We start from the raw sequence: 12429 nt of genomic DNA on the forward strand, positions 1-12429 counted from the left end.
CCCCCGACCCCCGACCACCCCAATCCAGCCCCTCAAAATCCCCCGAAACCCCGCGCGGGGCCAGACCGGGCCCGTGTGGCCGGTATGTTAGAATCCACAAGTTTCCCTCTTCGGCTTCACCTTTCCGCATGCCGCTACCCGAGCCCGTACCCCGACAGTTGCGCCATCGCCGCGCAATTCGAGCGGAAGCCTACGAGCGCGCCGACGGCTTGTGGGACATCGAAGCCTGCCTGACCGATCACAAGCCGCGTGACGTCACGCTGGCGTCGGGCGTCAGGCCGGACGGCCTGCCGATCCACGAACTCTGGTTGCGCGTGACGATCGATCGCGAACTCAACATCGTCGACGCCGACGCGTCGTCGGACTGGGTGCCCTATTCCGGTCAATGCGAAACCGCCAAACCCGCCTACCGCGTCCTCATCGGACTCAATCTCTTCCGCCATTTCCGTCGCGACGTCTCCCGGCTGCTGTCGGGCGTTGCCGGCTGCTCGCACCTGACCGAGCTGTGCGGGGTGTTGCCGACGGCCGTGATCCAGGCGTTCGCGGGCGACGTATGGGATGTGCGCGAGCAGTTGGGCGGCGAAGCCGACGGGCGCGATCGCGCGGCGGCCGAGCCGCCGTTCCAGCTCGGCCGCTGTCACGCGCTGCGGTTCGACGGAGAAGCGGTTCGGCAGTTCTATCCGCGTTGGTACGGCGCGAGCCGCTCCGCGCGCGAAGGCTCGGACGGTGCGAAGGAATGAGAGCGGACGCTTAAATCGTAAGAAGAAGCGATCGTCAATCGACTTTTTTTAGCCAACTCACAGACTGAAGGAATCACGCATGAAGATTCACGAGTACCAGGGCAAGGAAATCCTGCGGAAATTCGGAGTCGCGGTACCGCGCGGCAAGCCGGCGTTCTCGGTGGACGAGGCCGTCAAGGTGGCGGAAGAGCTGGGCGGCCCGGTCTGGGTCGTCAAGGCCCAGATTCATGCGGGCGGCCGCGGCAAGGGCGGCGGCGTGAAGGTCGCGAAGTCGCTCGAGCAAGTGCGCGAATACGCGAACCAGATCCTCGGCATGCAGCTGAAGACGCACCAGACCGGTCCGGAAGGCCAGAAGGTCAACCGTCTGCTGATCGAAGAAGGCGCGGACATCAAGAAGGAGCTGTATGTCGGCATCGTGATCGACCGCGTGTCGCAGAAGGTCGTCGTGATGGCGTCGAGCGAAGGCGGCATGGACATCGAGGAAGTCGCGGAAAAGACGCCGGAAGCGATCCACAAGGTCGCCGTCGAGCCGTCGACGGGCCTGCAGGATGCGCAAGCCGACGATCTCGCGAAGAAAATCGGCGTGCCGGACGCATCGATCCCGCAAGCGCGCGAAATCCTGAAGGGCCTGTACAAGTCGTTCTGGGAAACGGACGCGTCGCTCGCCGAAATCAACCCGCTCGTGCTGACGGGCGACGGCAAGGTGATCGCGCTCGACGCGAAGTTCAACTTCGATTCGAACGCGCTGTTCCGCCATCCGGAAATCGTTGCGTACCGCGATCTGGACGAAGAAGATCCGGCTGAAATCGAAGCGTCGAAGTTCGACCTCGCATACATCTCGCTCGACGGCAACATCGGCTGCCTCGTGAACGGCGCGGGTCTCGCGATGGCGACGATGGACACGATCAAGCTGTTCGGCGGCGAGCCGGCCAACTTCCTCGACGTCGGCGGCGGCGCGACGACCGAGAAGGTCACCGAAGCGTTCAAGCTGATGCTGACGAACCCGGGCCTGAAGGCGATCCTCGTGAACATCTTCGGCGGCATCATGCGCTGCGACGTGATCGCGGAAGGCGTGATCGCCGGCTCGAAGGCCGTGAACCTGAACGTGCCGCTCGTCGTGCGCATGAAGGGCACGAACGAAGACCTCGGCAAGAAGATGCTCGCCGAATCCGGCCTGCCGATCATCTCGGCGGACAGCATGGAAGAAGCGGCGCAGAAGGTCGTCGCCGCGGCTGCGGGCAAGTAACGAGCGCCCGCACCTGGCGCTGCGCGCCGGGCCCCCGATGGGGGCAAGAAAACGCGGGGCAGCCCGGCGTTTTCTTGAGCGCATCATTGAAACGCATGGCGGCGCGGTTTCTCTCGCGACGCCGATCGAACAGAGGTCAATACATGTCGATTCTGATCAACAAAGACACGAAGGTCATCACGCAGGGCATCACCGGCAAGACCGGCCAGTTCCACACGCGCGCCTGCCGTGAATACGCAAACGGCCGCGAAGCGTTCGTCGCGGGCGTGAACCCGAAGCGCGCCGGCGAAGATTTCGAAGGCATTCCGATCTACGCGAGCGTCAAGGAAGCGAAGGCCGAAACCGGCGCGACCGTGTCGGTCATCTACGTGCCGCCCGCGGGCGCCGCTGCGGCGATCTGGGAAGCGGTCGAAGCCGATCTCGATCTCGCGATCTGCATCACGGAAGGCATCCCCGTCCGCGACATGATCGAAGTGAAGGACCGCATGCGCCGCGAAGGCCGCAAGACGCTCCTGCTCGGGCCGAACTGCCCGGGCACGATCACGCCGGATGAGCTGAAGATCGGCATCATGCCGGGCCACATCCACCGCAAGGGCCGCATCGGCGTCGTGTCGCGTTCGGGCACGCTGACGTACGAAGCGGTTGCGCAACTGACGGCGCTCGGCCTCGGCCAATCGTCGGCAGTCGGCATCGGCGGCGATCCGATCAACGGTTTGAAGCACATCGACGTGATGAAGATGTTCAACGACGATCCGGATACGGATGCGGTCGTGATGATCGGTGAAATCGGCGGTCCGGACGAAGCCAACGCGGCTCAGTGGATCAAGGACAACATGAAGAAGCCGGTCGTCGGTTTCATCGCGGGCGTCACGGCGCCTCCGGGCAAGCGCATGGGCCACGCCGGCGCGCTGATCTCGGGCGGTGCGGACACGGCCGAAGCGAAGCTGGAAATCATGGAAGCGTGCGGCATCACGGTCACGCGCAATCCGTCGGAGATGGGCCGCCTGCTGAAGGCAGCACTGTAAGCATCGGTTTCATCGCCACGAAAAACGCCGGTTCTGCCGGCGTTTTTTGTTATGCTCGCGCAATCGTTTCGTAAGCCCCGCCCGGACGGCCGGGCGCGATCGGAACGCACGCGTTCGCCCGCCCGTCTCACTTCCTTTGCTTCGCTCTCATGCTCGAATTCTTCGCCTCGCTCCATTGGGGCGCTGTCGTCCAGATCATCGTCATCGATATCCTGCTCGGCGGCGACAACGCGGTCGTGATCGCGCTCGCTTGCCGCAACCTGCCCGCGCAACAGCGCGTGCGCGGCGTGCTGTGGGGGACGGCCGGTGCGATCGTGCTGCGCGTCGTGCTGATCGCGTTCGCGGTGCTGCTGCTCGACGTGCCGCTCCTCAAGTTCGCGGGCGGCGTGCTGCTGCTGTGGATCGGCGTGCGGCTGATGGCGCCCGCCGCCGACGCGCACGACAACATCAAGCCCGCCGACAAGCTGTGGGAGGCGGTGAAGACGATCGTGATCGCCGACGCGGTGATGAGCCTCGACAACGTGATCGCGATTGCGGGCGCGGCCGAGCAGGCGGATCCGGGACACCGGATCGCGCTCGTGATCTTCGGCCTGATCGTCAGCATTCCGATCATCGTCTGGGGCAGCACGCTCGTCCTCAAACTGCTCGACCGTTTCCCGATCTTCATCACGCTCGGCGCGGCGCTCCTCGGCTGGATCGCGGGCGGGCTGATGGTCAACGATCCGGCAGGCGATCGCTGGCCGCTTCTCGACACGCCTGCCGCGATCTACGGCGCGAGCCTGGCGGGCGCGCTCTTCGTCGTGATCGCCGGGTATGCGCTGAAGAAGCGCCGCGCGATGTCCGGGGCGGCGAATTCGCACTGACTGACACCGGCGCTTCGCGGCGTCGGCCGTTCGGCCGACTGCCCGCGTTGCCGCCCGCTGGCTACGATCGACACGCCTGCCGCTTTCGGCGGGCGTGTTTCGTTTTCGGAGCCTGTCATGAACGAATTTTTTTCCGTTTTATCGCCGTTTGCGTCGCTGATGCTGCCGCGAGCGGATGGCGCGCGCGGCCTGCGCCGGGTGTGGCGCGCGTCGAAGCGTGCGGTGCGCGGGCGCGGTTTCACGCTGATCGAATTGATGATCGTGCTCGCGATCGTCGGCGTCGTCGCTGCGTACGCGATTCCCGCGTATCAGGACTATCTCGCGCGCAGCCGGGTCGGCGAGGGGCTTGCGCTGGCCGCGTCCGCGCGGCTCGCGGTCGCGGAAAACGCGGCGAGCGGCAGCGGTTTTTCGGGCGGCTACGTGTCGCCGCCGGGCACGCGCAACGTCGAGTCGATTCGCGTCGACGACGACACCGGGCAGATCGTCGTCGCGTTTACGTCGCGTGTCGCGGCGTCGGGCGCGAATACGCTCGTGCTCGTGCCGTCGGCGCCGGATCAGGCGGAGACGCCGACGGCGCGCGTCGCGCTGTCGAAAGGCGCCGTCCAGGTGGGGGCGATCACGTGGGAGTGCTTTGTCGACGGCAAGACGTCGTCGTCGCTGCCCGCGCCGGGCGCCGGGCCGATGCCGAGCGATGCGCCGACGCTGGCCGGCAAGCTCGCGCCGCCGGAGTGCCGAGCGTGACGTTCGGCGGCGAATAGTGGCGAGTAGCGGCGAGTAGCGGCGAAGTGCCGGGGCGGGCGCGGGGTGTGCTGGAGCACGGCTGCCGGACGACGACGAACTGTCCGGCATTCGTGCACCGCGATGGTGCGTAGCATGACGGCCGTGCGCAACTGGCGCCCCGCGCCCGCACAGCGGGAGGTTTTTTTTGTATAGTGCGCCGGTTGCTGACACCCGGTTCGCTCATGCCTTCCTCTTTTCTGCGTTCTTTGTCGCTGATCGCGCTTGCAGTCGCTCTGATTCTGCCGTATGCGGTCACGAACCACACGTATCCGATTCCGACGTTCTATTCCGAATTCGCCGCGTTCGCGATGTATTGGGTGCTCGGCGCGACCGTCGTCCTGCTCGTGAAAGCCGAGCGGTCCGCGCAGCCGTTCGCGGTGCCGGCGGCGCTCGTCGCGCCGCTCGGCTTCGGTGCGGTGCTGCTCGCGCAGGTCGCGCTGCTGCCGTTGCGTCAGCCTTCGATGAACTGGCTCGCGACGGGCTACCTGCTCGGCGCGCTCGTCGCGATGCAGTCGGGCTATGCGCTCGCGCGCGCGAACATGGTCGACATGGTCGCGAGAATGATCGCGGGCGCGACGATCGTCGGCGGCGTCTTCGCCGTCGCCTGCCAGTTCGTGCAGCTGTTCCATCTGGAGACGACGTTCTCGCCGTTCGTCGTGTCATACGGCGTGACCGTCGATCGCCGGCCGTACGGCAACATGGCGCAGGCGAACCACCTCGCGACCTACATCGCGTTCGCGCTCGCGGGCGCGCTGTATCTCGTGCAGACGCGCCGCATGCCGGTGTTCGCGTGGGCGGTGCTGTCGGCGTTCCTGTCCGTCGGGCTCGCGCTCACCGTGTCGCGCGGGCCGTGGCTGCAGGTCGGCGTGATGGTCGTCGCCGGCTTCTGGGTGGCGTTCGCGCAGGCGCGGCGCGATCCGGCCACGAGCCGCATGCGCGCATGGGCGATTCCGGTCGTGCTCGGCGCGTTGTTCGTCGCGGTCAATGTCGCCGTGCGCTGGGTGAACGTGCACTACCACCTCGGCCTTGCCGAGTCGGCCGCCGACCGCATGCGCGACGCCGGCCAGATCGCGCCGCGCCTCGCGCTCTGGAAGTACGGCCTGACGATGTTCCGCGAGCATCCGCTGCTCGGCGTCGGCTGGGGCGAATTCCCGATCCATCAGTTCGAGCTCGTGCGCAAGCTGGGCGGCGTCGAGATCGCGAACAACTCGCACGACATCTTCATCGATCTGCTCGCGAAGTCCGGCTTGCTCGGCCTCGGCGTGCTGGTCGTCGCGCTCGTCGCGTGGTTCGTGCGCGCGCTGCGCGTGCCGCATACCGAGAGCCGCGTGTTCGGCTTCGCGCTCGTCGGCATTTTGCTGATGCACGCGCTCGTCGAGTACCCGCAGCAGTACACGTTTTTCCTGCTGCCCGTGATGTTCGTGGTCGGCCTGCTCGAGACGAAGCCGCTCCGCGTGCTGCCGAGCCGTGCGGCGTTCGCGCTGTTCGCTGCGCTGTCGGTTGCGGGGCTCGCGTCGCTGTACCCGGTGATGCGCGACTACCAGCGCGCGGAAGTGCTGTACTACGGCACGAATCCGGCCGAGCAGTACCGCGACGATCCGTCATTCCTGTTCGGCGCGTGGGGCGACTATGGCGCGGCGACGCTGCTGACGATTTCGCGCGACAACCTGCAGGCGAAGCTCGCCGCGCACGAACGGGCGATCGCGCTCTTGCCGGGCGAGACCGTGCTGCGCCGCTACGCGGTGCTGCAGGCGCTCGACGGCCGCGAAGCCGACGCGCTCGACACGGTCGAACGGCTGCGCGTGTTCGCGCAAGAGCTGCGCGACTGGCCGGTGCAGCTCGCGGCGTTGTACAAGCTGCTTGACGACCAGCCGTCGCTGAAGCCTTTCAAGGCGTCGCTCGTGTCGAAGTACGGGACGCCGGCCGCCAACATGTCCGCCGAGGACGAGGAAGACGACAGCGACGATTGATCGCGGGTGGGCGCGAAACGGAACGATCGAAGAAACCGCCGCTTTTTGCGGCGGTTTTTATTGGGAGGGCACGCCGGCGTCGTGATCGAACGATGCGGCGGGCGCGATGCGCGCGCCGGCATTTCGTCATGCGGGCGGCACGAGGCGCGTTGCGTCGCCGCGGCATCGCACCGTGTGCAAGGCATGCGTCGACGTCGCTTCGCCGATGCATGCGCAGACGAAGCAAGCCGCCGTTACAAGAAACCGCCGCAAGAAACCGCCGCGAGCAGCTGCTTTCCCCGCCACGCCCTGACAGGCGACGTTAAGCAGTGTCAAATCGCGCCGCATTCGCGCACGACGAGCCGGCACGAGCGGATGCGCGTCGCATCGTTCGGGTATGCTTGGGCGCGGTATTTCATCGACTGGAATGAATCCTTGCCCTGAGAGGAAGCCCATGAAAACGCGTACCCATCATATTGCCGCGGCAGGCATCCTGATTGCCAGCATCGCGTCGTTCTCGACCGCGCACGCGCAACTCGGCGACTTGCTGAAGCAAGGCACCGACAGCGGCGCGGGCGGCGTCGCGAGCGCGCTCGGCAATCTCGGCGGCGCGGGCGGCGCCGCGTCGGCCGGCTCGCTGCTGTCACCCGGCAGCACCGGCAACGTCGCGGGCTTGCTGCAGTTCTGCATCAAGAACAACTATCTCGGCGACGGCGGTGCGTCGTCGGTCAAGGACGCGCTGATGAGCAAGCTGGGTGGCGGCGTCACGTCGGACAGCCGCTACGCGAGCGGCGCGAACGGGATTGTCGACGCCGGCAACGGTCGCACGCTCGACCTGAGCGGCGGGCAGAGCTTCAAGCAGCAGTTGACGAAGCAGGTCTGCGACAAGGTGCTGTCGCAGGCGAAGTCGCTGCTGTAAGCGGGACGCCGGCGCCGTGTCGCCGGAGCGGGTGGCCCGCGATCGAGGCGCGCTGCCGACGCGATGCGCGTCGGCGAACGCCCGGAATCGCGCGCGGCGCTCGGTATTGGGCGCTGGTGCGAATGAAGCATGGATAAGAATGGATAAGAAGCGGGGTGCGGAATCGCGCGGCGTGCGTAACGCGGGCGCTGACGAATGACGCAATCGACGGCGCGGACTGACCAGAACCAGAACGAACATGAAGACTTATTCGACGTACCTGACGCTTCCTCTTGCCGCGTCGCTGCTCGCCGGCTGCGCGGCGTTCGCGCCGCGGGACACGGCGAAGCTCGAATGCACGATGCCCGTCGCAGTGTATCCGGGCAGCGCGAAGCCGCTCGAGCGCCGGGCGACCGTGCTCGTGCGCGCGATGATCACGGCGTCTGGCAATGCGGAGAACGTCACGGTCACGACGAGCAGCCGGAATGCCGCCGCGGACCGTGCGGCCGTGGAAGCGATGTCGAAGGTCGCGTGCTCGCAGACGCCCGCGCGCGGCGGCGAGCCCTATCCGTTTACGCTGACGCGGCCGTTCGTATTCGAGCCGACGGCGAAGGCCGCGCGGTGACGCGCATCGAGTGCGCCGTCGCGGGCGGCGACGGGCATGCCTCGTTGCGCGTCGCTGTTCCAACCCGAAGCGCCTTGTCGAGCGAAGCCTCGATCGCTGCGTGACGCGCATCCACCCGAATTCGGCGGTGCGCTAGCTAACGGTTTTGCGGCAGGCAGGCCGGTGTTACGCGCCGGCCTCGCCAGCCTTCCAGTCCCCCGACTTCCCGCCGCGTTTCTCCCTGACGCTCACGTCGGTGATCGTCATCCCGCGATCGACTGCCTTGCACATGTCGTAGACAGTCAGCAGCCCGACCTGCACTGCGCTCAGCGCCTCCATCTCGACGCCCGTGCGTCCGAACGTCTCGACCTGCGCGCTGCAGCGCACGCCGGGCAGCGCGTCGTCGAACTCGAACTCGACCGCGACGCGAGTGAGCGCGAGCGGGTGGCAGAGCGGAATCAGATCGGCGGTGCGCTTCGCCCCCTGGATCGCCGCGATCCGCGCGACGCCGAGCACGTCGCCTTTCTTCGCACGTCCTTCGCGAATCAGCGCGAGCGTGTCGGGCAGCATCCGGATCGCGCCGCGCGCCACCGCGATGCGCTTCGTTTCCTGCTTGTCGCCGACGTCGACCATGTGCGCGTGGCCGGCAGCGTCGAAGTGTGTGAATCCAGACATGTCGTGCTCCGTTAGAGGGCGCCTATCATAGCAGCGCGGCTCGTCGAGCGATTCGAGCGGTGTGCGTCGGCGTCGCGCGAACGGCGGCCGGTGCGCCGTTACAATGATGCAGCTCCATCGATCATTACGCCACGGCCGCCCTGATCCTTGTCCATGCGCGTCAAACCGTTGCTCGTCATGTCGCTGTCCGCGGCGCTCGCCCTGCCGTCCGGCGGCTACGCTCAGCCGCGCGCCGATGCTCCGCCGCTCGAATCCGCTCCCGCCACCGCCACCGCCACCGCCACCGCCACCGCCACCGCCACCGCCACCGCCACCGCCGAGGCCGTGCCGTTCGCGCCCGACGCGATCTCGACCGTGCCGTCCGGCATCGCGCCCGGCGTGTTCGGCACGTACGGCGGCGCGGAGAGCCGGCTGTCCGATCCGGCGTCCGGCACGCCCAGTTTGCGCGCGCCGCTTCGATCGCTGCAACTGCCGGATCTCGGCGACGGCTCGGGCGGATCGCTGACGCCGCAGGCAGAGCGCCGTCTCGGCGAGCGCGTGATGCGCGAGGTGCGGCGCGATCCCGACTATCTCGACGACTGGCTCGTGCGCGACTACCTGAATTCGGTCGCGGCGAAGCTGTCGGCGGCGGCCGCCGCGCAGTTCATCGGCGGCTACATGCCCGACTTCGATCTGTTCGCGATGCGCGACCCGCAGATCAACGCGTTTTCGCTGCCGGGCGGTTTCATCGGCATCAACAGCGGGCTCGCCGCGACGACGCAGACGGAATCCGAACTCGCGTCGGTGATCGGCCACGAGATGGGGCACGTGCTGCAGCGGCATATCGCGCGGATGATCGTGGCAAGCGAGAAGAGCGGCTACGCGGCGCTCGCGACGATGCTGTTCGGCGTGCTCGCGGGCATCCTCGCGCGCAGCGGCGATCTCGGCGGCGCGATCGCGATGGGCGGTCAGGCGTTCGCGGTCGACAGCCAGTTGCGGTTCTCGCGCACGGCCGAGCGCGAAGCGGACCGCGTCGGCTTTCAGCTGCTCGCGGGCGCCGGCTACGATCCGTACGGGATGCCGGGCTTCTTCGAACGGCTCGAACGCGCGTCGATGGGCGACGCGGGCGTGCCCGCGTACGCGCGCACGCATCCGCTGACGGGCGAGCGGATCGCCGACATGGACGATCGCGCGCGCCGCGCGCCGTACAAGCAGCCGCGGCAGTCGCCGGAGTACGGCTTCGTGCGCGCGCGTCTGCGGATGCTGCAGAACCGCTCGCCGACCGATTACGCGAACGAGGTGCGGCGGATGCGCGCCGAGCTCGACGACAGGATCGCGCCGAACGTCGCGGCGAATTGGTACGGGATCGCGCTGGGCGAGATGCTGGGCAGCCGCTACGACGACGCGGACCGCGCGCTCGCGGCGGCGCGCGACGCGTTCACGCGCATGGCCGCCCGCGAGGGCGACTCGGCGCGCAGCTCGCCAAGCCTCGACGTGCTCGCGGCGGAGATCGCGCGCCGCGCGGGCCGCACCGACGACGCGGTGCAACTCGCCGCCGCCGCGCAGCGGCGCTGGCCGGGCTCGCACGCGGCGATCGCCGCGCATCTGCAGGCGCTCCTTGCCGCGCGTCGCTACGCGCAGGCGCAGACGCTCGCGCAGTCCGAAGCGAGCGCCGATTCCGGCCAGCCGGATTGGTGGAATTATCTCGCGCAGGCTAGCCTCGGCAACGGCGATGCGGTGACGCAGCGCCGTGCGCTCGCGGAGAAATTCGCGCTCGAAGGCGCGTGGCCGTCGGCGATCCGGCAACTGCGCGAGGCGCGCGACATCAAGTCGGCCAGTTTCTACGAGCAGTCGATCATCAGCGCGCGGCTGCACGAGTTCGAGGCGCGCTACAAGGAAGAGCGGGAAGAAGACAAGGACAGCAAGCGCGGCTGACGCGCGGCGCCGCGGCCGGCCCGCCGGGCGTCCGCCCCTACAACCGGGCCTCTTTTCCCGGCGACGTCGAACGACGCGCCGCGCGCGGACCCGAATCTTCCCGCGCGTCAGTCCGCCGCCTGACCGCCCACGCGCGCGGCCGGGCTCGCGACGAACCGGAACCGCCGCGCGACGTCGTCGCGCCGGATCGGCTCGAGCGGCAGGTCGACGCCGCCGCCGAGGTGCAGCACGCCGTGTGCGCCGTCGTCGTCGAGGTCCGCATGATCGGCGAAGAGCCCGAGATCGTGATCGTGCAGCGCGGCGGCGCGCGGCGGCGTCGACGCGTCGGCGAACAGCACGCCGCCCGCGTCGTCGAGCCACGCGCGCGCCGGCTCGAATGCGCGGCCCGTATGGTCGGTGAGCGCGATGCGCGCCGGATCGTCGCGATCGGCCGCGAGCCGGACGATCCACGGCGTGTACGCGAGCTCGACGTATACGCGCTGCGGTCCGTTCTGGAAGAACCACTGCCCGTCGGCGTCGCGTTCGTAGTTGCGGGCGATGAAGTCGATCAGCGCCGGGTGCCGGACAGGCGAGCCGAGCGCGCCCGCCGCTTGCGCCGCGTCGTCGAGCATCCGCCAGTCGCCGCGCCGGTCGAGCAACAGCCATCCGGTGCAGTGCGGGACGTTGGGCCACTTGGCGAGTGCCTGTTTGACGATGTCATCCATGATCGGTGAAGCCTGAGCAGAAATCGAAGATGCGGGTCGGCAGCCAGTCGATGCGTCCCGGAAACGGGCCCGTCATGAAGCCCGCGTGGCCGCCGTGCTCGGGCTGGTCGAGCATGACCGCGCGCGACACGTCGCGCGGGCCGGGCAGCGCCGACGCCGGCAGGAACGGATCGTTGCGCGCATTGAGGATCAGCGTCGGCACGTCGATCGCCGCGAGGAGCGGGCGCGTCGTCGCCCGCGTCCAGTAGTCGTTCGCGTCGACGAAGCCGTGCAGCGGCGCGGTCACGACGTCGTCGAAGTCGTGCATCGTGCGCGCGGCGAGCATCGTCTCCTTGTCGAAGAGCCTCGGGTATTGCTCGAGCTTGAGGAGCGCCTTCAGCTTCAGCGTCTTCAGGAAGCTGTGCGTGTAGACCATCGAGAAGCCTTGCGACAGCGCGCGGCCGCCCGCGTGGATGTCGATCGGCGTCGAGACCGCCGCGGCCGCCGTGACGATCGACGTATCGCCGCGCCGCTCGCCGAGCCAGCGCAGCAGCACGTTGCCGCCGAGCGATACGCCGACCGCGACGATCGGTCCGCGATGGCTTTTCGCGAGCCGCCGCAGGATCCAGTCGACTTCGGCGCTGTCGGCGAGGTGATAGAAGCGCGGCATCCGGTTCATTTCGCCGCTGCAACTGCGGAAATGCGGGACGACGCCGTGCCAGCCGCGCGCGCGCGCGGCCGCCATCAGCACGCGTGCGTAATGTGAATCGGAGTTGCCTTCGAGGCCGTGGAACAGCACGGCGAGCGGCGCGTTCGGCTCGGGCGCCGCACCGTCCGGATAGGCGAGCCAGTCGATGTCGATGAAGTCGCCGTCGGGCGTGTCCCAGCGCTCGCGCCGGTATCCGACGTCCGGCCGGCGCGCGAAGAGCGCGGGGACGATCGTCTGCGCGTGGCTCGTAGGCAGCCAGAGCGGCGCGCGGTAGAGGGACGAGGCTGCCGGGCGGGCGGTCTCGTCGGCAGCGGGAAGCGGAGGAAGCGCGGTGCTCATCGCT

The 12429-nt window shown here is 68.2% G+C and carries 13 protein-coding genes; 10 read left to right on the forward strand and 3 right to left on the reverse strand.

What is annotated here, in order from left to right; translation table 11 throughout:
- Window positions 1-128 precede the first annotated feature (128 nt).
- The 9 genes from WS62_RS13825 to WS62_RS13865 all read left to right on the forward strand — a co-directional run bounded on the left by WS62_RS13825 (window position 129) and on the right by WS62_RS13865 (window position 8126).
- The gene (locus WS62_RS13825; RefSeq protein ID WP_066571516.1) at window positions 129-740 is read left to right on the forward strand and encodes a DUF2889 domain-containing protein; all 612 of its coding nucleotides are present in this window, start codon (window positions 129-131) and stop codon (window positions 738-740) included.
- Between the two features lie 64 nt (window positions 741-804).
- Window positions 805-1986, forward strand: a complete 1182-nt coding sequence (gene sucC / locus WS62_RS13830; protein WP_269435280.1) for an ADP-forming succinate--CoA ligase subunit beta — start codon at window positions 805-807, stop codon at window positions 1984-1986.
- Window positions 1987-2129: 143 nt separating this feature from the next.
- A complete protein-coding gene (gene sucD / locus WS62_RS13835; RefSeq protein ID WP_010101873.1) occupies window positions 2130-3011 on the forward strand; it encodes a succinate--CoA ligase subunit alpha in 882 nt (293 codons plus the stop codon).
- Window positions 3012-3160: 149 nt separating this feature from the next.
- The gene (locus WS62_RS13840; protein ID WP_066571519.1) at window positions 3161-3874 is read left to right on the forward strand and encodes a TerC family protein; all 714 of its coding nucleotides are present in this window, start codon (window positions 3161-3163) and stop codon (window positions 3872-3874) included.
- Window positions 3875-4096: 222 nt separating this feature from the next.
- Window positions 4097-4615, forward strand: a complete 519-nt coding sequence (locus WS62_RS13845; RefSeq protein WP_082720956.1) for a pilin — start codon at window positions 4097-4099, stop codon at window positions 4613-4615.
- A gap of 221 nt (window positions 4616-4836) precedes the next feature.
- Entirely contained in the window at window positions 4837-6624 is a 1788-nt protein-coding gene (locus tag WS62_RS13850; RefSeq protein ID WP_066571521.1) for a PglL family O-oligosaccharyltransferase, read from the forward strand.
- Between the two features lie 6 nt (window positions 6625-6630).
- Window positions 6631-7047 carry a hypothetical protein gene (locus WS62_RS13855; RefSeq protein ID WP_156440980.1) on the forward strand — a complete coding sequence of 139 codons (417 nt, stop codon included), beginning with the start codon at window positions 6631-6633 and terminating at the stop codon, window positions 7045-7047.
- A 10-nt stretch (window positions 7048-7057) separates the two neighbouring features.
- Window positions 7058-7522 carry a DUF2501 domain-containing protein gene (locus tag WS62_RS13860; RefSeq protein WP_066571525.1) on the forward strand — a complete coding sequence of 155 codons (465 nt, stop codon included), beginning with the start codon at window positions 7058-7060 and terminating at the stop codon, window positions 7520-7522.
- A 238-nt stretch (window positions 7523-7760) separates the two neighbouring features.
- Complete coding sequence (locus WS62_RS13865) at window positions 7761-8126, forward strand: TonB family protein (RefSeq protein ID WP_066571526.1); 366 nt, start codon at window positions 7761-7763, stop codon at window positions 8124-8126.
- Between the two features lie 165 nt (window positions 8127-8291).
- Here WS62_RS13865 and moaC read toward each other — a convergent pair whose 3' ends face one another.
- Complete coding sequence (gene moaC, locus WS62_RS13870) at window positions 8292-8780, reverse strand: cyclic pyranopterin monophosphate synthase MoaC (protein WP_066571528.1); 489 nt, start codon at window positions 8778-8780, stop codon at window positions 8292-8294.
- A 153-nt stretch (window positions 8781-8933) separates the two neighbouring features.
- Here moaC and WS62_RS13875 point away from each other — a divergent pair, with 153 nt between their 5' ends.
- Window positions 8934-10694 (forward strand): M48 family metalloprotease, encoded by a 1761-nt coding sequence (locus WS62_RS13875; protein WP_066571530.1) that lies wholly within the window; start codon window positions 8934-8936, stop codon window positions 10692-10694.
- Window positions 10695-10801: 107 nt separating this feature from the next.
- Here the strand turns inward: WS62_RS13875 and WS62_RS13880 are convergent, their stop codons facing one another.
- Window positions 10802-11398, reverse strand: coding sequence for a DUF2946 family protein (locus WS62_RS13880; protein ID WP_066571532.1), 597 nt, complete (start codon window positions 11396-11398; stop codon window positions 10802-10804).
- Window positions 11391-12425, reverse strand: a complete 1035-nt coding sequence (locus WS62_RS13885) for a hydrolase (protein ID WP_066571533.1) — start codon at window positions 12423-12425, stop codon at window positions 11391-11393. Before WS62_RS13885 ends, WS62_RS13880 begins: the two co-directional genes overlap by 8 nt.
- Window positions 12426-12429 lie beyond the last annotated feature (4 nt).

Origin of the sequence: Burkholderia sp. ABCPW 14 (assembly GCF_001523835.1) — a bacterium.
GTDB lineage: Bacteria > Pseudomonadota > Gammaproteobacteria > Burkholderiales > Burkholderiaceae > Burkholderia > Burkholderia mayonis.

Bases quoted from the DNA above. Each gene is read 5' to 3' on its own strand.
- WS62_RS13825 (WP_066571516.1), top strand. From the start codon at position 129: ATGCCGCTACCCGAGCCCGTACCCCGACAGTTGCGCCATCGCCGCGCA.
- sucD (WP_010101873.1), top strand. From the start codon at position 2,130: ATGTCGATTCTGATCAACAAAGACACGAAGGTCATCACGCAGGGCATC.
- WS62_RS13840 (WP_066571519.1), top strand. From the start codon at position 3,161: ATGCTCGAATTCTTCGCCTCGCTCCATTGGGGCGCTGTCGTCCAGATC.
- WS62_RS13850 (WP_066571521.1), top strand. From the start codon at position 4,837: ATGCCTTCCTCTTTTCTGCGTTCTTTGTCGCTGATCGCGCTTGCAGTC.
- WS62_RS13860 (WP_066571525.1), top strand. From the start codon at position 7,058: ATGAAAACGCGTACCCATCATATTGCCGCGGCAGGCATCCTGATTGCC.
- WS62_RS13865 (WP_066571526.1), top strand. From the start codon at position 7,761: ATGAAGACTTATTCGACGTACCTGACGCTTCCTCTTGCCGCGTCGCTG.
- moaC (WP_066571528.1), bottom strand. From the start codon at position 8,780: ATGTCTGGATTCACACACTTCGACGCTGCCGGCCACGCGCACATGGTC.
- WS62_RS13875 (WP_066571530.1), top strand. From the start codon at position 8,934: ATGCGCGTCAAACCGTTGCTCGTCATGTCGCTGTCCGCGGCGCTCGCC.
- WS62_RS13880 (WP_066571532.1), bottom strand. From the start codon at position 11,398: ATGGATGACATCGTCAAACAGGCACTCGCCAAGTGGCCCAACGTCCCG.
- WS62_RS13885 (WP_066571533.1), bottom strand. From the start codon at position 12,425: ATGAGCACCGCGCTTCCTCCGCTTCCCGCTGCCGACGAGACCGCCCGC.